An 18,322-nucleotide genomic window follows, 5' to 3' on the forward strand; every position below is an offset into this window, starting at 1 on the left:
GACACTGGCACTGACGCCCGCACCGATGCGTGGTGGATGTTCGGATTGACGAACCGCGCGCTTTGTTCGAAACGAACGCCGTCGCGGTTCCGCCGCTCGGGTACCTCCCGGCATACGGGTTTCGATTCGTATGTTCCACCCGGCGCGTAGGCTATAAATAGTTGGGTGTGCCGGTGTTTGTCGGGCGCCTGCGCGTCTCGCGCAGGGGGACCGCGACTGCCCGGGGGAGGTGCACCGTGGTTTGCCAGACGCTTGCTCGCGCCGTGCTTCGCACCGCGTTGATCGGGGGCGTGTTTGCCGGAGTCCTGCCGCCGCCCGCCGCCATCGCCGGCACCCTCGCGCCGCCCGCCGCACCGCCGGCGATGAAGGCACGGCCGCCCGCCGCGTCCTATGCGATGCCGGTCGACTTCCCGGCGATCGTCGAGCGCTACGGCCCGGCGGTCGTGACCGTCATGGCCGCCACTCCCGATCCGCAGACCGGCGGCCCGGCCTTCGCCATCCTCGATCCCGACGATCCGCTCGCCGCGTTCTTCCGCCATGGCGCACCAACGCCCGCGCAGGGGCCGCAGGCGCCGGCGCCCGATACCGCGCCGCGTACGGTGTCCGGCAGCGGCTCGGGCTTCATCGTCAGCGCCGACGGCCTGATCGTCACGTCCGCCCATGTGGTCGACGAGGCGACCGACGTGACCGTGCGGCTCGTCGACCGCCGCGAATTCAAGGCGGCGGTGCTGGCCGTCGATCCGCAAAGCGATGTGGCCATGCTGCGCGTCGACGCGCGGAAGCTGCCGTTCGTGCGCCTCGGCGATTCGTCGAAAGTCCGCGCGGGCGAACCGGTGATGACGATCGGCGCGCCGGACGGGTCGGGCAACACGGTTACGGCCGGCATCGTCAGCGCGACGTCGCGCCGGCTGCCGGACGGCAGCGCATTCCCGTTCTTCGAGACCGACATCGCGCCGAACCCGGACAACTCGGGCGGCCCCGTGTTCAATCGCGCGGGCGACGTGATCGGTATCGCGGTGCAGGTCTATACGGGCGCCGACCGCTACGCGAGCACGACCTTCGCGATCCCGATCGCATTCGCGGCGAAGGTGCGCGCCCAGTTGCGCGCGCAACGGCAGGCGCAGCAGCCTCAGGCGCCGGCGCCGGGCGCACCGTCCGCCAATGCGTTGGGCATCGACGTGCAGGACGTCGGCGTCGGTCTGGCCGCGGCGTTCGGGCTGCCGCGTCCGGCGGGCGCGCTCGTCAACGGCGTCGAGCCCGGCTCGCCGGCCGCCGCGGCCGGCCTGAAGCCCGGCGACGTGATCGTGAAGATGGGCGATACGGCCATCGGTCGCTCGGCCGAACTGAACGACCTGGCCGCCGCGCTGCCGCCCGGCGGGAAGGCGCCGCTGCGCGTGATCCGCAACCGTGCGCCGATGACGCTGACGATCGCCGGCGCCGACGACGTGGGCGGCGGCACGGCGGCGACGGTCGGCATGGTCGCGCCGAAGGCCGCCGCGCGGCCGGGGCCGGGTACCGGCGGCGCAGACGAAAGCGGCGACCACGGCGATCGTCTCGGGCTGACGATGCACGCGTTGAGCGACGACGAGCGCCGTTCGACGGGGCTCGCGGTCGGGATGATGGTGGACGCGGTGCACGGCCCGGCCGCGCGCGCAGGCATCCAGCCGGGCGACGTCGTGCTGGAGCTCAACGACACGCTGCTCGAGACGCCGGACGACGTGCAGACGCTCGAAGCGAACGGCGGCAGCGTGATCGCCGTGCTGATCCAGCGCAACAACGCGCGGAAGTTCGTCTCGGTGCGCACGCGTTAGTGAGGGCGTTGACGCGGGCGCCGTCGTCCACCTAACATCGTCCGCTATCGCTGGCGGTCCGCCACGCATTCAGGAGCCATTCGGCATGAAAACGGCGTACTTCATCGTAGTAATCCACAGGCGCAAGGTCCGGTAGCGGCACCGCGCCGGCATCCATGCGCCCCCGACTCGTTCGGGGGCTTTTTTTTGTGTTGCGCGCGGCCATGCGGCCCGTGCGCGGGAGGGCATCCGCTTGCCATCGAACCTGTCGACCGCTTCCGACCCGGCGTCGCCGCGGCATGCGACGTTGATCCTGCTGTGCGCGTTGTCGGTGCTGCCGCTGAGCCTGTTCCTGCCGTCGCTGCCGACGATCGTGCGCGACCTGCATACCGACTATGCGGTCGTCGCGCTGTCGCTCGGCGGGTATGCGGCGGTGGCCGCGTCGCTCGAATGCGTGACGGGGCCGCTGTCCGACCGGTTCGGGCGGCGTCCGGTCGTGCTGACGAGCGTTGCGATATTCACGCTCGGTTCGCTCGGCTGCGCGATGGCGACCGATATCCGCGTGTTTCTCGGCTGCCGGCTGATGCAGGCGGCGATCACGTCGGTTTATCCGGTGTCGATGGCGGTGATCCGCGACGCCGGCGGCGGCGCGCGCGCGGCGAGCCGGATCGGCTATGCGGCGATGGCCGCCGCGTTCGCGCCGATGCTCGGCCCGACACTCGGCGGCGCGCTCGACCAGACGGTCGGCTGGCGTGCAAGCTTCTGGCTGCTGGCCGCAGTCGGCATCGCGCTGTTCGGCTGGTGCGCGCTCGATCTCGTCGAAACCCATACGAATCGGTCGTCGAGCTTCGGGCAGCAGTTTCGCGCGTATCCGGCGCTGCTGCGTGCGCGCCGTTTCTGGGCCTATGCGCTGTGCATGGCGTTTTCGACGGGCGCGTTCCATGCGTTTCTGGCCGGCGCGCCGCTCGCCGCGAAAACGCTGTTCGGCATCGCGCCGACGGAGATCGGCTTCTACATGGGGACGATCACGGCCGGGTTCGTGTGCGGCAGCTTCGTGGCCGCGCGGGTCGCGCGCCGCCATGCGCCGGCCACGACGATCCTGTGCGGGCGGATCGTGGCGTGTGCGGGCCCGCTGATCGGCCTCGTGTTCGTGTTCGGCGGCGCGACGCACGCGCTTGCGTGGTTCGGGCCGTGCGTGCTGGTCGGCATCGGCAATGGACTGAGCAATCCCGCCGCCCATGCGGGCGCGGTGTCGGTGCGGCCGGAACTGGCGGGCAGCGCGTCGGGGCTGGCCGGCGCGATGACGATCGGCGGCGGCGCCGCGCTGTCGTCGCTGACGGGCGCGCTGTTGACCTCCGCCAATGCGGGCTACCTGCCGCTCGCGACGATGCTGCTGTCGGCGACGGTCGCGCTGGCGGCCGCCGTGTGCGTGCGGGCGTTCGACGCGCAGGACGCCGGGCGGTGAGCGCGGGTGCGCCCCGGTACCGGCGCGCGGCCGAATGACGGACAATCCGCCGCATGCCGGGAGACGATGCACGATCCGCGCGCCGCGTCTCCCGACGAGCACGAAGGGCGACTGGACGAGGATGCGATGAGCGACTTTTCTGATTTCCAGCGAGACATTGCCGATGCCGCGAGGGCGACCTTCAGGGCGCTGCGGGCGTTGCACCCGGACGAGCATTTCTACGCGTTTGCGTTGTACACCGACAGCGGCGCGATGACGGTCGCGCCGGCAGCCAATTCGCTCGAAGGGCTGCGCCGGATCTGCGCGCGGCAGGCGGTGGCGGACGACGATCCGCGGTTCGTGTGGGGCGTTTCCGAATGGGCGTACGCGGCGGCCGAGGCGTCGCCGTTCAACGCGATCTGCGGCAGGCTGGCCGACGAAGTGCTGAGCCCGCAGTTCGTCCGGTCGCGATTCGCCGAATTTTCGCGGCAACTGCACGCCGACATGATCGAGGCGTTACGTTTGCTTGATCGCGACGGCGTATTCGGCACGGGCGACGACCGGGCGGCCGTCACGCTGTTCGTGTCGATCGGCGACGACGACGCAGCCGAGGCGCTGGAAAACGCTTCGGCGAAAGCGCTGAATCCGCCGGCCGTCGCCGACGCGTTCCTGCGTCGCTACGACTGACCGGCATCGAGGTATCGCGGGGCGGCCCGGGCAGGCAGCCGCCCCCGCAAACGCCGTCAAGGCTTCGCGCCGACCACGAATTCGAACGTCGCGATGCCGTCGACGCCGCCCGTCACGCGGTCGCCCGGCTGCAGCGCGCCGACGCCGGCCGGCGTGCCGGTGAAGATCAGGTCGCCGGCCTTCAGCTCGACCGAGCGCGACACGTACGCGATGACGTCGGGCACGGCCCAGATCATGTCGGCGAGGTCGCCTTGCTGGCGCGTGTCGCCGTTGACCGCGAGCCAGATGCGGCCGGCGGCCGGATGGCCGGTGGCCGTCGCCGCGCGCAGTGCGGTCACGGGGCCCGATGCATCGAATCCCTTTGCCCAGTCCCACGGGCGGCTCAGCTTCTTCGCTTCGGCCTGCAGGTCGCGGCGCGTGAGATCGACGCCGACGCCGTAGCCCCACACGTGCGACAGTGCGTCGGCCGGGTCGATCGAGCGGCCGTCCTTGCCGATCGCGACGACCAGCTCGATTTCGTGATGGAGATCGTTCGTCAGCGGCGGATAGGCGACCGTGCCGCTGGCCGGGACGATCGCGTCGGCCGGCTTCGTGAAGAAGAACGGCGGCTCGCGGTCGGGGTCGGCGCCCATTTCACGGGCGTGGTCGGCGTAATTGCGGCCGACGCAGAATACGCGGCGTACCGGAAAGCGCGCGGACGACTGGTCGACTTCGACTGAAGGACGCTCGGCGGCGTCGATGACATAGGCGGACATCGGATGGCCCTCGTTCGGTAGGAAGACGGATGGCCGGCGCACCGCGCCGGCATGCGTGCAACGATACCCGACGCGCGTGCGCCCGGATGCGACGCAACTGCGTTTTACCGGGACAAAACTACGCGTCGGCGGCGGCCGGCGGATCGTCGCCGTCGGGCAACGCGGCGTTCGCGTCGCGATAGGCCTTCGGCGAGACGCCGACCCGCGCGCGGAAGCGCCGCGCGAAATACCCTTCGTCGCGGAAGCCGACCGAGCGCGCGATGTCCGCGATGCGCCGGCTGGTATGGGCCAACAGCGACTGCGCCAGCGCGATGCGGCGCTCGGTCACGAGATCGGTGAAGGTGCTGCCGGTTTCCTTGCGGACCAGGTGCGCGAGGTAGTTCGGCGAGAGGAACGCGGCTTCGGCGGTCGCGGCGAGCGTCAGGTCCTCGCGGGTCAGGTTCGCACGCACGTGGCGCAGCACGCGGGCCAGCGCGTCGCGCCGGCCGGCGCGCTGGGCGCCGCGCTGCGCGAGTTTGTCGAGCGCGCCCGCGTACTGCGTGCAGACGAGCCCGATCAGTTGCAGCAGGTAGCCGCGCAGCAACGTGGTCGAGCCGAAGGTGCGCACGCGATCGGCGTCGAGCATGCACAGCGCGAGGCGGCGCGCTTCGTCGTACGTGTCGCCGGTCAGGATGAAATCGAGGTGCTCCTGGAAGCGGAACGGCGTCAGCTCGGGGAAGCGGTGCGCGGGCACGTCCTCGAGGTCGAGCGGATCGACGTCGAGATCGGCGCGCAGGAACGCCTGGCTGAAGTTGATCACGATGAAGTGCGCGCCTTCCGGATGCGGAATCAGGTGCTCGCGGTGCGGCAGCACGAACGCGAGCGCGCCGCGCGGAAACGGCCGCGTGACGCCGCCGATGCGCTGCTCGGTGTCGCCGCCGAGGTTGAACTGGATTTGGAAATACGCGTGCCGGTGCGGCTCGGTGATCGCCTGACGCGACGCCTGGTCGCGGATGTAGAAATCGAGCCGGTCGCTGCGTTCGGGCATCCCGTACAGGCGCGGCGGGGCGGTGGAGGGCATGAAGGATTCTGCTGTTCGTGACGCGGATGAGCCGCGATGGTACAGCGAACCGGGCGCGACGGGGACGGGCGTTTGCGCGGTCAGCCCGCCACGAGCGGCGCGATCCGGCGCCGCAGCTCGGGCACGACCTCGGCGTCGAACCACGGATGGTGCTTGAACCATGCCTGGTTGCGCGGCGACGGATGCGGCAGCGGCAGGATCGCGGGGCCGTAGTCGCGCCACGCGTGGACGGTGTCGGTCAGCGTCGCCTTGCGCGTGCCGCGCAGGAAATGCCGCTGCGCGTACTGGCCGATCAGCAGCGTGAGCCGGATCGACGGCAGTTCGGCCACCAGCCGATCGATCCACAATTGCGCGCATTCGGGGCGCGGCGGGTTGTCGCCGCTCGCGCCGCGGCCCGGGTAGCAGAAGCCCATCGGCACGATCGCGAAGCGCGTCTCGTCGTAGAACGCGTCGGGCTCGACGCCGAGCCAGTCGCGCAGCCGCTTGCCGCTCGCGTCGTCCCACGGGATGCCGCTCGCATGCACGCGTGCGCCCGGCGCCTGCCCGACGATCAGGATGCGCGCGTCGCGATGGGCGCGCACGACCGGGCGCGGGCCGAGCGGCAGGTCGTTTTCGCATGCACGGCACGCGCGGATTTCGGTGAGCAGCACGTCGAGCGGCGCGCGCGTTCGTTTCGGCATCGGTTCGGAGCGGGGACGGAGTGGCGAGGCGCTGTCGTACGAGCGACACGAGCAGCACGCGCGGGCAGCGGCCGGGCGCCCTGGCCCGGCAGCGCACGCCGGCTGCACCGCGCGGCGCGCGTCACGCCTGCGACAGGCCCGCCGCGCCGCCTTCGGCGACCGCAGCATCATACAACGCGGTCTGCGCGATCGCCGCGGCGATGCCGGCGTCGTCGTGCGTGCCGTCGAGCATGCCCCAGCGCCGGTATTGCGACAGGAACCACCGGCCCTCGCGCGGATCGGGCCGGTTCACCGCGCCGCCGTCGTGGAAGCGGATCGGCAGCGGCGGCGTGGCGAACGGCCCCGCGCCGTAGTCGCCGAGCAGGCGCGGCGCGATCAGCCGGGCCGGCACGCCGAGCGCGTCGGGCGACGCGAGCCAGTCGGCCGCCTCGCGGCGGTGCGCGGCGCTGTCGAGCCATGCGCATGCATCGACGAGCGTGCGGATCAGCGCGCGGGCGCTGGCCGGATACAGCGCGACGAAATCGCGCCGGGTCGCGAGCACCTTCTCCGGATGATCGGGCCAGATCTCGCTCGTGACGGCGACGGTCCGGCCCGCGCCGCATGCTTCGGCGACCGCATGCCACGGTTCGCCCGCGCAGAACCCGTCGAGCTCGCCGCCCGCGAGCGCGGCGACCATCTCGGGCGGCGGAATCACGACGCTGCGCACGTCGCGCAGCGGATCGACGCCGTGCGACGCGAGCCACGCGTTCAGCCACATCGCGTGCGTGCCGGTCGGGAAGGTCTGCGCGAGCAGCGGCTTGCGGCCGAGCGTCGCGAAGGCGGCGCGCACGCTGCCGGTTTGGCGGTACGCGTCGGCGAGGCCGCGCGACAACGTGATCGCCTGGCCGTTGCGGTTCAGCACCATCAGCGCGGCCATGTCGGCCTGCGGGCCGCCGATGCCGAGCTGCAGCCCGCAGACGAGCCCGTACAGCGCATGCGCGGCGTCGAGCTCGCCGCTGAGCAGCTTGTCGCGCACGGCCGCCCACGACGGCTGGCGGCTCGGTTCGAGCGTGAGGCCGTGGCGCGCGCCGAGGTTCAGGCGCTGCGCGACGATCAGCGGGGCCGCGTCGCTGAGCGCGACGAAGCCGAGGCGAAGATGCGCGCGTTCCGGCGCGGCGGGAGGAGATGTATTCATTGCACTCATGACTGGGGTGACGCGTCGAGCAGTTGTCGCGCGACGTCGACGATGCGCAGGCCCTGATCCATCGCACGCTTGCGCAGCGCCGCATACGCGTCGTGTTCGGACAGCTTGCGCCGGTCCATCAGCACGCGTTTGGCGCGATCGATCAGCTTGCGCTCCGCGAGTTCGCGCTCGACGTCGGCCAGCCGGCGGCGCAGCGCATCGTCGTGCGAGAAGCGCGCGAGCGCGACTTCGAGAATCGGCGCGAGGCGCTCGGCCGACAGTCCTTCGACGAGATACGCACTGACGCCCGCGCCGACCGCCGTGCGGATCAGTTCCTGATCGGCGTCGTGACTGAACATCAGCACGGGGCGCGGCGCGGTCGCATGCATGACCGCGAGCTGCTCGAGCGTGTCGCGCGACGGCGAATCGGTATCGATGATCACGACGTCGGGGCGTTGCTCCTCGACGGCCGCCGGCAGGCGCGCGGGCGTCGCGACGTCGTTCAGCATCTCGTAGCCGAGGCGCGCGAGCGCGTCGCCGAGTTCGCCGATCGGCTTGTCGGTATCGGTGACGAGCAGCACGCGCAGGCGGGCGGGCAGGGCAGACGAACTCATGAGGCGGGCAACAGGGGCAGTGACGCGTCGGTGCAAGGGGCGAACGAGGGATTCGGGCCGCACGCGCGGCCGATGGCGAAGGAAACGGGGAGCGGCCGAAGCCGCGCGATGCCGCGCACGTCAGGCGGCCCGCGCAAGCGCCGCGCCGGTTGCCGCGTCCGCGCCCTGGGCGGCCGCTGCGCCGATCGCGCCGCCGACGAGGATCACGGCCGGGCTGCCGAGCCGCGCGGCTTCGACGCCGCCCGCGAGCGTGCCGAGCGTGCCGGTCCAGCGGCGCTCGTCCGGCGTGCCGGCCCATTGCACGGCCGCCGCCGGCGTCGACGCCGGGAGCGCGGCGAGCAGGCCCGCCGCGATGCGGTCGACGCGGCTCATCCCCATGTAGATCGCGAGCGTGGTGCCGGTCGCCGCGAGCCGTGCCCAGTCGGGTTCGCCGTGGTCCTGGCGGTGCGCGGTGACGAACGTGACGCCCTGGCAGTGCTCGCGGTGCGTGAGCGAGATGCCGAGGCTCGCGGCGGCGGCGAATCCCGACGAGATGCCGTTGACGATCTCCACGGGAATCGCGGCCGCGCGCAGCGTCGCGAGTTCTTCGCCGGCACGCCCGAACAGCAGCGCGTCGCCGCCTTTCACGCGCACCACGTGCGCGCCGCGCAGTGCGTGGCGGCGCATCAGCTTCTCGATGAATGCCTGCGGCGTGGAGCGGCAGCCGCCGCGCTTGCCGACGCGGATCACGCGCGCCTGCGGCGCGAGTTCGACGATGCCGGGCGCGACGAGATCGTCGAGCAGCAGCACGTCGGCGGCGGCCAGCGCTTTCACCGCCTTCAGCGTGAGGAGATCGGGATCGCCGGGGCCGGCGCCCAGCAGCGTGACTTTGCCTGTCGTCATGTCGTGTTCCTGTGCCGCATCGCATCCATGCGGCGGTCTGATAGTGCGTTGCTGCGCGGCGGCGGCGGGCGGTCGAAACGCACCGGCATCCGGCCGTGGCCGAGCACGGGGGACGCCGTTGTCCTGGAGGCTCGCCGTGAAGCGCGAGCAGGGTGTTGCGGGGACTGCCCACCGGCGCCGTTGCCGGTGTGATGCATGGGGTTCAGCAATATCCGGGCCAACCCGTCCGTTGCGCGGGCATCGTGTGCCGCGACGCACCGCGCGATGCCCGCGCGCTTGCAGGCCGCTTGCCGTGCGCGCGGCCGTCGCGATGCCGTATCGGCGTGCATCGCGCCCCATCGGCGCGCACCGCAATGTCGCACGGCGACAGTGCTGCAGCGCACCACATCTGTGCCTCTCTGCATCGCGACGCATCGCGCGCCGCGTGCCGGAGCGTCGCGCATGTTGGCCGGCGCGCCTTGTGCGGCGGGGCTGCCCGCGCGATTCGGGCCGATATGGCACGGCGTTTGCATAAGCTGGTTCGAGCGGATCAACGACGATTCGCCCGCAGTACCGATCAACAGAAGCGCCCGGCAACGGGCTTCATGGGCAACGGCGTCCTACGCATCGGGTCTCTCGACGAGACCGGGTGCGCAGGACGCCGTTTTTCGTTTGGCGGATGACATGACCGACAAAGCTACCCGTATCGATCTCTTCAGCCTCCGCACCGCGCCGATGCGCGCGTTCCATCTGACGTGGATGGCGTTCTTCGTATGCTTCTTCGCATGGTTCGCGTGCGCGCCGCTGATGCCGCTGATCGCGCGCGAATTCCATCTCACGGCGGCGCAAGTCGCGAACATCAACATCGCCGCGGTGGCCGCGACGATCGCGGTGCGGTTGCTGGTCGGCCCGATGTGCGACCGCTTCGGCCCGCGCCGCGTGTATGCCGGGCTCCTGCTGCTCGGCGCGATCCCCGTGTTCGCCGTGTCGTTCACGCACGATTACCTGTGGTTCCTGATCTGTCGGCTCGGCATCGGCGCGATCGGCGCGGGCTTCGTGATCACGCAGTACCACACGTCGGTGATGTTCGCGCCGAACGTGGTCGGCACCGCGAACGCGACGACGGCCGGCTGGGGCAATGCCGGCGCCGGCGCGACGCAGGCGCTGATGCCGCTGCTCGTCGCCGCCGGCCTGATGCTCGGCTTCGGCGAAGGCGCGTCGTGGCGCATCGCGCTGATCGTGCCGGGCGTGGCGATGCTCGCGATGGCGTGGGCGTACTGGCGCTTCACGCAGGACTGCCCGCAGGGCGATTTCGTCGCGCTGCGCAAGCAGGGCGTAACGGTCGACAGCGGCAAGAAGGGCGGCTGGGCGAGCTTCTTCGCCGCCTGCGGCAACTACCGCGTGTGGATGCTGTTCGTCACGTACGGCGCCTGCTTCGGCGTCGAGGTGTTCATTCACAACATCGCCGCGCTGTACTACGTCGATCACTTCAAGCTGTCGCTGAAGGATGCCGGCTTCGCGGTCGGCCTGTTCGGTCTGCTCGCGCTGTTCGCCCGCGCGCTCGGCGGCTGGCTGTCCGACAAGATCGCCGCGCGCCGCAGCCTCGACGTGCGCGCGATGCTGCTGTGCGCGCTCATAGTCGGCGAAGGGCTCGGACTGATCTGGTTCTCGCATGCGCAAGGCGTCGGCATCGCCCTCGTCGCGATGCTGACCTTCGGCCTCTTCACGCACATGGCGTGCGGCGCGACCTACGCGCTCGTGCCGTTCATCGACCGCAAGGCGCTCGGCGGCGTCGCGGGGATCGTCGGCGCGGGCGGCAACGTCGGCGCGGTCGCCGCGGCTTTCCTGCTGAAGGGCGTCGGCGACGTGCAGCACACGCTGAGCCTGCTCGGCCTCGCGGTCACCGCGACCGCATTGTGCGCGATGGCCGTGCGCTTCAGCGACGAACACAAGGCGCGCGAAGCCGAGCTGCGCGATCGCGCGCTGGCCGCCGCGAGCGCCGCGAACTGATCGACCGAAGGAACCGTCATCATGAAACTCATCGTCATCGGCCACGGCATGGTCGGCCACAAGCTCCTCGAATGCATCGCGGCGCAAGCCGGCACGGCAGGCACGCTGCAGGTCACCGTGCTCGGCGAGGAACCGCGCCCGGCCTACGATCGCGTGCACCTGTCGGAATTCTTCGCGGGCAAGTCGGCGGACGACCTGTCGCTCGTCGAACCCGGCTTCTTCGAGCGCCATCCGCAGTTCGACCTGCGCGTGAACGCGCAAGTCGCGTCGATCGACCGCGCCGCGCATACGGTCACGCTCGTATCGGGCGAAACGCTCGCGTACGACAAACTGGTGCTCGCCACGGGCTCGCGTCCGTTCGTGCCGCCGGTGCCGGGCCGCGATCGCGCGGGCTGCTTCGTGTACCGGACGATCGAGGATCTCGAAGCGATGCAGGCGTGCGGCGCGCACGCGAAGCGCGGCGTCGTGATCGGCGGCGGGCTGCTCGGCCTCGAATGCGCGAAGGCGCTGCGCGACATGGGGCTCGACACGCACGTGGTCGAATTCGCGCCGCGCCTGATGGCCGTGCAGGTCGACGACGGCGGCGGTCGGATGCTGCGCGCGAAGATCGAGGCGCTCGGCGTGACCGTGCATACCGGCAAGAACACGCTCGAAATCGTCGACGGCGACGAAGGCGCGCACCGGATGGCGTTCGCCGACGGCACGCATCTCGACACGGACATGATCGTGTTCTCGGCCGGCATCCGCGCGCGCGACGAACTGGCCCGCGCGTGCGGGCTCGAGATCGGCCCGCGCGGCGGCGTCGCGATCGACGACGCGTGCCGCACGAGCGACGCCGACATCTACGCGATCGGCGAATGCGCGGCCTGGAACGGCATGGTGTACGGCCTCGTCGCGCCCGGCTACGACATGGCGCGCGTGGTCGCGAAACGGCTCGGCGGCGAGGCCGACGCCGCGTTCGCGGGCGCCGACATGAGCACCAAGCTGAAGCTGATGGGCGTCGACGTCGCGAGCATTGGCGACGCGCACGGCACGACGGCCGGCAGCCGCACCTACCAGTACGCGGACGAGCGCCGTCAGGTCTACAAGAAGCTCGTGGTGTCCGACTGCGGCAAGTTCCTGCACGGCGCGGTGATGGTCGGCGATGCAGCCGAGTACGGCACGCTGCTGCAGATGATGTTGAACCGCATCGAGCTGCCCGAGCAGCCCGAATTCCTGATCCTGCCGTCGTCGGACGGCGCGGCGAAGCCGGCGATCGGCGTCGACGCGCTGCCGGAAGGTGCGCAGATCTGCTCGTGCAACAACGTGTCGAAGTCGCAGATCTGCGCGGCCGTGGCCGACGGCGCGACGAGCCTCGGCGCGCTGAAGACGTGCACGGGCGCCGGCACGTCGTGCGGCGGCTGCGTGCCGCTCGTCACGCAGATCATGAAGGCCGAGATGAAGAAGCAGGGCCTCGCGGTCAACAATCATCTGTGCGAGCACTTCGCGCATTCGCGGCAGGAGCTGTTCCACCTGATCCGCGTCGAGCGCATCACGACGTTCGACGAACTGCTGCGCAAGCACGGCCGCGGGCTCGGTTGCGACGTATGCAAGCCGGCCGTCGCGGGCATCCTCGCATCGTGCTTCAACGAGTTCGTGCTGAAGAAGGAGCACGCGGGGCTGCAGGATTCGAACGACTACTACCTCGCGAACATCCAGCGCGACGGCACGTATTCGGTGGTGCCGCGCATGCCGGGCGGCGAAGTCACGCCGGAAGGGCTGATCGCGGTCGGTCAGGTCGCGAAAAAATACGGCCTGTACACGAAGATCACGGGCGGTCAGCGCGTCGACCTGTTCGGCGCGCGCGTCGAGCAACTGCCGTCGATCTGGGAGGAACTGATCGCGGCCGGCTTCGAGTCGGGACACGCGTACGGCAAGGCGCTGCGCACCGTGAAATCGTGCGTCGGGTCGACGTGGTGCCGCTACGGCGTCGACGATTCGGTCGGCCTCGCGATCGATCTGGAGAATCGCTACAAGGGGCTGCGCGCGCCGCACAAGATCAAGTTCGGCGTGTCCGGCTGCACGCGCGAGTGCGCGGAAGCGCAGGGCAAGGACGTCGGCGTCATCGCGACCGAGAAGGGCTGGAACCTGTACGTGTGCGGCAACGGCGGGATGAAGCCGCGCCACGCGGAACTGCTCGCGTCCGATCTCGATCGCGCGACGCTGATCCGCTACATCGACCGCTTCCTGATGTTCTACGTGCGCACGGCCGACCGCCTGCAACGCACCAGCGTGTGGCGCGACAACCTCGAAGGCGGCCTCGACTACCTGATCGACGTCGTCGTGCACGACACGCTCTCGATCGCGGCCGAACTCGAAGCCGACATGCAGCACGTGATCGACACCTACGGGTGCGAATGGAAGCGGGCCGTCACCGATCCGGAAACGCGCAAGCGCTTCCGCCACTTCGTGAACAGCGACGCGCCGGACGCGACCATCGAATTCGTCGAGACGCGCGGCCAGATCCGGCCCGCGACGCCCGACGAGCGCGTGCGCGGCAAACCCGTGGCGATTCCGGTCGTCGCCGAACCGGCGACCGTCTGATCCTGACCGACATCAGCGTCTTTCTCAAGGAGCCCATCATGAACGATCGTCTTCCGCTGTCCTGGACCCGCGTGTGCCCGCTCGACGACATCGTGCCGAACACGGGCGTGTGCGCGCTCGTCAACGGCGAGCAGGTCGCGGTGTTTCACGTCTCGCATCCCGACGGCGGCGTGTTCGCGATCGACAACGTCGATCCGGTGTCGCAGGCCGCCGTGATGTCGCGCGGGCTGATCGGCAGCCTCGGCGAGCGCATCGTGGTCGCGTCGCCGCTGTACAAGCAGCACTTCGACCTGCGTACCGGCGAATGCCTGGAAGCGCCCGAGCAGTCGGTGAACGCGTATCCGTCGCGGGTCGAGGACGGCTACGTGTGGATCGCGGCCTGAGCGCCCCGGAGCACGCATGACCGCCACCCCCGTCAAGAGCGTGTGCCCGTACTGCGGCGTCGGCTGCGGGATGGTGCTGCACGTCGAGGAGGGCGAAGTCGTCAAGGTGTCCGGCGACGCCGACCATCCGACCAACTTCGGGCGGCTGTGCACGAAGGGTTCGTCGGCGCACGTCGCGCTGCGTCGCTCGGGGCGGCTCGACCGCGCGTTCGTGCGGCGCGCGCGCGAGGACGACCTCGTGCCGCTGCCGGTGCGCGACGCGATCGCCGAGACTGCACGGCGGCTGCGCGCGGTGCTCGATACGCACGGGCCCGACGCGCTGTCGTTCTACGTGTCGGGGCAGATGTCGATCGAGGCGCAATACCTCGTGAACAAGCTCGCGAAGGGCTTCGTCGGCACCAACAACATCGAGTCGAACTCGCGCCTGTGCATGGCGAGCGCGAGCACCGGCTACAAGCAGTCGCTCGGCGCGGACGGCCCGCCCGGGTCGTACCAGGATTTCGACCGCGCGAACCTGTTCTTCGTGATCGGCGCGAACATGGCCGACTGTCATCCGATCCTGTTCCTGCGGATGATGGATCGCGTGAAGGCCGGCGCGAAGCTGATCGTGGTCGACCCGCGGCGCACCGCGACCGCCGACAAGGCCGACCTGTTCCTGCAGATCCGGCCGGGCACCGATCTCGCGCTGACCAACGGGCTGCTGCATCTGCTGCATGCGAACGGCCGCACCGACGCCGCGTTCATCGCTGCCTGCACCGAAGGCTGGGACGCGATGCCCGCGTTCCTCGCCGACTACCCGCCCGAGCGCGTCGCCGAGATCACGGGGCTGGCCGAAGCCGACATTCGCACGGCCGCGCAATGGATCGGCGACGCGCAGGAATGGACGAGCTGCTGGACGATGGGGCTCAACCAGAGCACGCACGGCGTGTGGAACACCAACGCGATCTGCAACCTGCATCTCGCGACCGGCAAGATCTGCCGCCCGGGCAGCGGGCCGTTCTCGCTGACCGGCCAGCCGAACGCGATGGGCGGGCGCGAGATGGGCTACATGGGGCCGGGGTTGCCCGGCCAGCGCTCGGTGGCATCCGACGACGATCGCCGCTTCGTCGAGAACCTGTGGCGCGTGCCGGCCGGCACGCTGCGCAAGGACACGGGCAAGGGCACGGTCGACCTGTTCGCGCGGATGGCGGCCGGCGACGTCAAGGCATGCTGGATCGTCTGCACGAACCCGGTCGCGACCGTGCCGAACCGGCGCAACGTGATCGCCGGGCTGCAGGCGGCGGAGCTCGTGATCGCGCAGGACGCGTTCCTCGACACCGAGACCAACCGCTACGCGGACATCCTGCTGCCCGGCGCGCTGTGGGCCGAAGGCGACGGCGTGATGATCAACTCCGAGCGCAACATGACGCTGATGCGCGCGGCGGTCGCGCCGCCCGGCGACGCGCTGCCCGACTGGCGCATCGTCGCGGAAGTCGCCCGCGCGATGGGTTTCGGCGATGCGTTCGACTATGCGTCGGCGGCCGACGTGTTCGACGAGATCGTCCGTTTCTCGAATCCGGCGACCGGCTACGACCTGCGCGGCGCGAGCCACGCGGCGCTGCGCGATGGGCCCGTGCAGTGGCCCGTCGCACCGGGCGCCGCGCGCGAGCGGCATCCGATCCGCTACCTGAACGACGGCGTGAGCCAGCCGCTACGCACGGCGGCCGACGGCAGCGAAGCGCCGCGCATCGCGTTCCCGACGCCGTCGGGCAAGGCGCGCTTCTTCGCGCGGCCGCACGTCGATCCGGCCGAGCTGCCCGACGACACGTTCCCGATCGTGCTGAACACCGGGCGGCTGCAGCATCAGTGGCACACGATGACGAAGACGGGCAAGGTCGCGATGCTGAACAAGCTCAACCCGCGCCCGTTCGTCGAACTGCACCCGGACGATGCCGGCGCGCTCGGCATCGCCGCGAAGGACAGCGTCGAGATCCGTTCGGCGCGGGGCCGCGCGGTGCTGCCGGCCGTCGTGACCGAGCGCGTGCGGCGCGGCAACTGCTTCGCGCCGATGCACTGGAACGACGTATACGGCGACGACCTGTGCATCAACGCGGTGACGAACGACGCGATCGACCCGGAATCGCAGCAGCCCGAACTGAAATACTGCGCGGTCGCGCTGCGGCGCGTCGAGGCCGACGCGTTCGCGTCCGCCGCCGACGACACCGCGCAACCCGATACATGCGCCGACGACGCGCGGCCCGCGCCGGCGATGGCGCAGGCCGCGGCTTCACAGGAATCCGACATGGCAGACATCGACACTTTCGCGGCCGCGCTCGGCGTCGCCGATCTCGCGCCGCCGCCGCTGACCGACGCGGAGCGCCTGTACGTGGCCGGCCTCGTCAGCGGGCTGAAGGCGAGCGCCGGCCGGCGCGAAGGCGGCGTGCCGGTGCTGCCGGCCGGCGCGCCGCTCGCGCCGCCGGTGCGGCTGTGGCTCGACGGGATGCTCGCGGGCCTGTTCAGCCGCTCGCTGCCCGCCGGTGCGCAGAGCGCCGCGGCGCCCGCGCTGCCGGCGGACGCCGCCGCGTCCGGCGGCGTGCGCATCGTGCGCCCGCGCCCGAAGGTCACGCTGCTGTGGGCATCGCAGACCGGCAACATCGAATCGTTGACCGAGGATTACGCGACGAAGCTGATGAACGCGGGCTTCGAGATCCGCACCGCGTGCATGTCCGACTACCCGGTCACGTCGCTGGCCGGTGCGCAATACGTACTGCTGATGACCAGCACGTTCGGCGACGGCGATGCGCCCGACAACGGCAGCGAGTTCTGGGACGCGCTGCAGGCCGGCAGCGCCGCGCGCCTCGACGGCGTGCATTTCGCGGTGCTCGCGTTCGGCGACCGCAACTACGACCGGTTCTGCGGCCACGGCCGCCGGCTCGACGCGCGGCTCGCGGAGCTCGGTGCGGTGCGCCTGTGCGCGCGCGTCGATTGCGACGTCGAATTCCAGCACGATGCCGACCGGTGGCTCGAACGCGTCGTCGCGCGGATCAAGGAGGCCGATGCCGCGTTGCACGCGGTGCCGTCCGGCGCGATGAGCCCGTCGGGGCTGCTGCCGACGAAGGCGCATCCGGCGCCGTCGAAGCTCGTTGCGAACCTGCGGCTGAACCGGCCGGGCGCCGCGAAGGACACGCGCTACGTGTCGCTGTCGACCCAGGGCGCGAACCTCGAATACGAAACCGGCGACGCGCTCGGCGTATGGCCCACCAACTGTCCGGAACTGGTCGAGGAATTGCTGTCCGTCACCGCGCTGAAGGCCGATGCGCCCGTGTCGGTGGCGGGCATCGGCGATATCCGGCTCGGCGATGCGCTCGCGCGCCACTTCGACATCACGCGCCCGCATCCGGACACGCTGGCCTTCATCGCGTCGCGCAGCGCGAACGGCGCGCTGAAGTCGCTGCTCGGCGACGATCGCAAGGCCGACCTCAAGCAATGGCTGTGGGGGCAGCAACTGGCGGACGTGCTGCACGAATACCCGGTCGAGCTGTCGGCGGCGGAGCTGGTCGGCATGCTCAAGCGCATGCAGCCGCGCCTCTATTCGATCGCGTCGAGTCCGAGCGCGCACGAGGGCGAGATTCACCTGACCGTGTCGGCCGTGCGCTATCACAACGGCCGGCGCGCGCGCAAAGGCGTCGCGTCGACGTTCCTCGCCGATCGCGCGGACGACGGCCGCGTGCCCGTGTTCGTGCAGAAGTCCGCACATTTCCGGCCGCCGGTGAACGGCGACGTGCCGATCGTGATGGTCGGCCCGGGCACCGGCGTCGCGCCGTTCCGCGGCTTCCTGCACGAGCGGCGGGCGCGCGGCGCGCGCGGGCGCAACTGGCTGTTCTTCGGCGAGCAGCACGCGCAGACCGACTTCTACTACGGCGACGAGCTGGGCGCGATGCACGACAGCGGGTTCCTCACGCGGCTCGATCTCGCGTTCTCGCGCGACCAGGCCGACAAGATCTACGTGCAGGACCGGATGCGCGAGCACGGCGCCGAGCTGTTCGCGTGGCTGGAGGAAGGCGCGCACTTCTACGTGTGCGGCGACGCCGCGCGGATGGCCAAGGACGTCGATACGGCGCTCAAGGCGGTCGTCGCCGAGCACGGCGGCATGTCGGACGAAGCCGCGAACGACTACGTCGCGCGGCTTTCGAAGGCGCGGCGCTATATGCGGGACGTGTATTGAACACGGGCAGGGCGGCTTGATGCCGCCGCGCCTGCACGCGGGTTCCACGCGGCGGCCGGCCGGTCGCCGGCCGCCGGCGGTCCGAACCG

Annotated in this window: 13 protein-coding genes; 7 read left to right on the forward strand and 6 right to left on the reverse strand. The window is 70.7% G+C overall.

Annotated features, from left to right (window positions below):
• Nucleotides 1-236 precede the first annotated feature (236 nt).
• The 3 genes from WT53_RS19865 (at nucleotide 237) to WT53_RS19875 (ending at nucleotide 3,921) form a co-directional block, all read left to right on the forward strand.
• Entirely contained in the window at nucleotides 237-1,811 is a 1,575-nt protein-coding gene (locus tag WT53_RS19865) for a trypsin-like peptidase domain-containing protein (RefSeq protein WP_060261175.1), read from the forward strand.
• Nucleotides 1,812-2,043: 232 nt separating this feature from the next.
• Entirely contained in the window at nucleotides 2,044-3,255 is a 1,212-nt protein-coding gene (locus tag WT53_RS19870) for an MFS transporter (RefSeq protein WP_060261179.1), read from the forward strand.
• Between the two features lie 126 nt (nucleotides 3,256-3,381).
• Complete coding sequence (locus WT53_RS19875; protein ID WP_034206174.1) at nucleotides 3,382-3,921, forward strand: DUF4303 domain-containing protein; 540 nt, start codon at nucleotides 3,382-3,384, stop codon at nucleotides 3,919-3,921.
• Between the two features lie 56 nt (nucleotides 3,922-3,977).
• Here the strand turns inward: WT53_RS19875 and WT53_RS19880 are convergent, their stop codons facing one another.
• The 6 genes from WT53_RS19880 to cobA all read right to left on the reverse strand — a co-directional run bounded on the left by WT53_RS19880 (nucleotide 3,978) and on the right by cobA (nucleotide 9,074).
• Nucleotides 3,978-4,676, reverse strand: a complete 699-nt coding sequence (locus WT53_RS19880) for a fumarylacetoacetate hydrolase family protein (RefSeq protein ID WP_034204722.1) — start codon at nucleotides 4,674-4,676, stop codon at nucleotides 3,978-3,980.
• A gap of 118 nt (nucleotides 4,677-4,794) precedes the next feature.
• Nucleotides 4,795-5,736, reverse strand: a complete 942-nt coding sequence (locus tag WT53_RS19885) for a helix-turn-helix transcriptional regulator (protein ID WP_059783360.1) — start codon at nucleotides 5,734-5,736, stop codon at nucleotides 4,795-4,797.
• 80 nt (nucleotides 5,737-5,816) lie between these two features.
• Entirely contained in the window at nucleotides 5,817-6,416 is a 600-nt protein-coding gene (locus WT53_RS19890) for a uracil-DNA glycosylase family protein (RefSeq protein WP_059783362.1), read from the reverse strand.
• A 121-nt stretch (nucleotides 6,417-6,537) separates the two neighbouring features.
• Complete coding sequence (locus WT53_RS19895; protein WP_060261182.1) at nucleotides 6,538-7,590, reverse strand: CmpA/NrtA family ABC transporter substrate-binding protein; 1,053 nt, start codon at nucleotides 7,588-7,590, stop codon at nucleotides 6,538-6,540.
• A 5-nt stretch (nucleotides 7,591-7,595) separates the two neighbouring features.
• Nucleotides 7,596-8,192 carry an ANTAR domain-containing response regulator gene (locus WT53_RS19900; RefSeq protein ID WP_034204726.1) on the reverse strand — a complete coding sequence of 199 codons (597 nt, stop codon included), beginning with the start codon at nucleotides 8,190-8,192 and terminating at the stop codon, nucleotides 7,596-7,598.
• A gap of 120 nt (nucleotides 8,193-8,312) precedes the next feature.
• Nucleotides 8,313-9,074 (reverse strand): uroporphyrinogen-III C-methyltransferase, encoded by a 762-nt coding sequence (gene cobA / locus WT53_RS19905; RefSeq protein WP_059783367.1) that lies wholly within the window; start codon nucleotides 9,072-9,074, stop codon nucleotides 8,313-8,315.
• Between the two features lie 663 nt (nucleotides 9,075-9,737).
• Between cobA and WT53_RS19910 the strand changes: the two genes are divergently transcribed.
• Genes WT53_RS19910 through WT53_RS19925 form a run of 4 tightly spaced genes read left to right on the forward strand, consistent with a single transcriptional unit; the run spans nucleotide 9,738 to nucleotide 18,233 of the window.
• Nucleotides 9,738-11,063 carry an MFS transporter gene (locus tag WT53_RS19910; RefSeq protein WP_059822302.1) on the forward strand — a complete coding sequence of 442 codons (1,326 nt, stop codon included), beginning with the start codon at nucleotides 9,738-9,740 and terminating at the stop codon, nucleotides 11,061-11,063.
• Nucleotides 11,064-11,084: 21 nt separating this feature from the next.
• Nucleotides 11,085-13,646 (forward strand): nitrite reductase large subunit NirB, encoded by a 2,562-nt coding sequence (nirB, locus tag WT53_RS19915; RefSeq protein ID WP_060261184.1) that lies wholly within the window; start codon nucleotides 11,085-11,087, stop codon nucleotides 13,644-13,646.
• 38 nt (nucleotides 13,647-13,684) lie between these two features.
• Nucleotides 13,685-14,029: a nitrite reductase small subunit NirD gene (gene nirD / locus WT53_RS19920; RefSeq protein WP_034204730.1), complete on the forward strand. Its 345-nt coding sequence runs from the start codon at nucleotides 13,685-13,687 to the stop codon at nucleotides 14,027-14,029.
• A gap of 16 nt (nucleotides 14,030-14,045) precedes the next feature.
• Entirely contained in the window at nucleotides 14,046-18,233 is a 4,188-nt protein-coding gene (locus WT53_RS19925) for a bifunctional nitrate reductase/sulfite reductase flavoprotein subunit alpha (protein WP_034204731.1), read from the forward strand.
• Nucleotides 18,234-18,322: the final 89 nt, after the last annotated feature.

This window comes from Burkholderia sp. MSMB2157WGS, assembly GCF_001532755.1.
GTDB lineage: Bacteria > Pseudomonadota > Gammaproteobacteria > Burkholderiales > Burkholderiaceae > Burkholderia.

Bases quoted from the DNA above. Each gene is read 5' to 3' on its own strand.
- WT53_RS19875 (WP_034206174.1), top strand. From the start codon at position 3,382: ATGAGCGACTTTTCTGATTTCCAGCGAGACATTGCCGATGCCGCGAGG.
- WT53_RS19880 (WP_034204722.1), bottom strand. From the start codon at position 4,676: ATGTCCGCCTATGTCATCGACGCCGCCGAGCGTCCTTCAGTCGAAGTC.
- WT53_RS19885 (WP_059783360.1), bottom strand. From the start codon at position 5,736: ATGCCCTCCACCGCCCCGCCGCGCCTGTACGGGATGCCCGAACGCAGC.
- WT53_RS19890 (WP_059783362.1), bottom strand. From the start codon at position 6,416: ATGCCGAAACGAACGCGCGCGCCGCTCGACGTGCTGCTCACCGAAATC.
- WT53_RS19895 (WP_060261182.1), bottom strand. From the start codon at position 7,590: ATGAATACATCTCCTCCCGCCGCGCCGGAACGCGCGCATCTTCGCCTC.
- WT53_RS19900 (WP_034204726.1), bottom strand. From the start codon at position 8,192: ATGAGTTCGTCTGCCCTGCCCGCCCGCCTGCGCGTGCTGCTCGTCACC.
- cobA (WP_059783367.1), bottom strand. From the start codon at position 9,074: ATGACGACAGGCAAAGTCACGCTGCTGGGCGCCGGCCCCGGCGATCCC.
- WT53_RS19910 (WP_059822302.1), top strand. From the start codon at position 9,738: ATGACCGACAAAGCTACCCGTATCGATCTCTTCAGCCTCCGCACCGCG.
- nirB (WP_060261184.1), top strand. From the start codon at position 11,085: ATGAAACTCATCGTCATCGGCCACGGCATGGTCGGCCACAAGCTCCTC.
- nirD (WP_034204730.1), top strand. From the start codon at position 13,685: ATGAACGATCGTCTTCCGCTGTCCTGGACCCGCGTGTGCCCGCTCGAC.
- WT53_RS19925 (WP_034204731.1), top strand. From the start codon at position 14,046: ATGACCGCCACCCCCGTCAAGAGCGTGTGCCCGTACTGCGGCGTCGGC.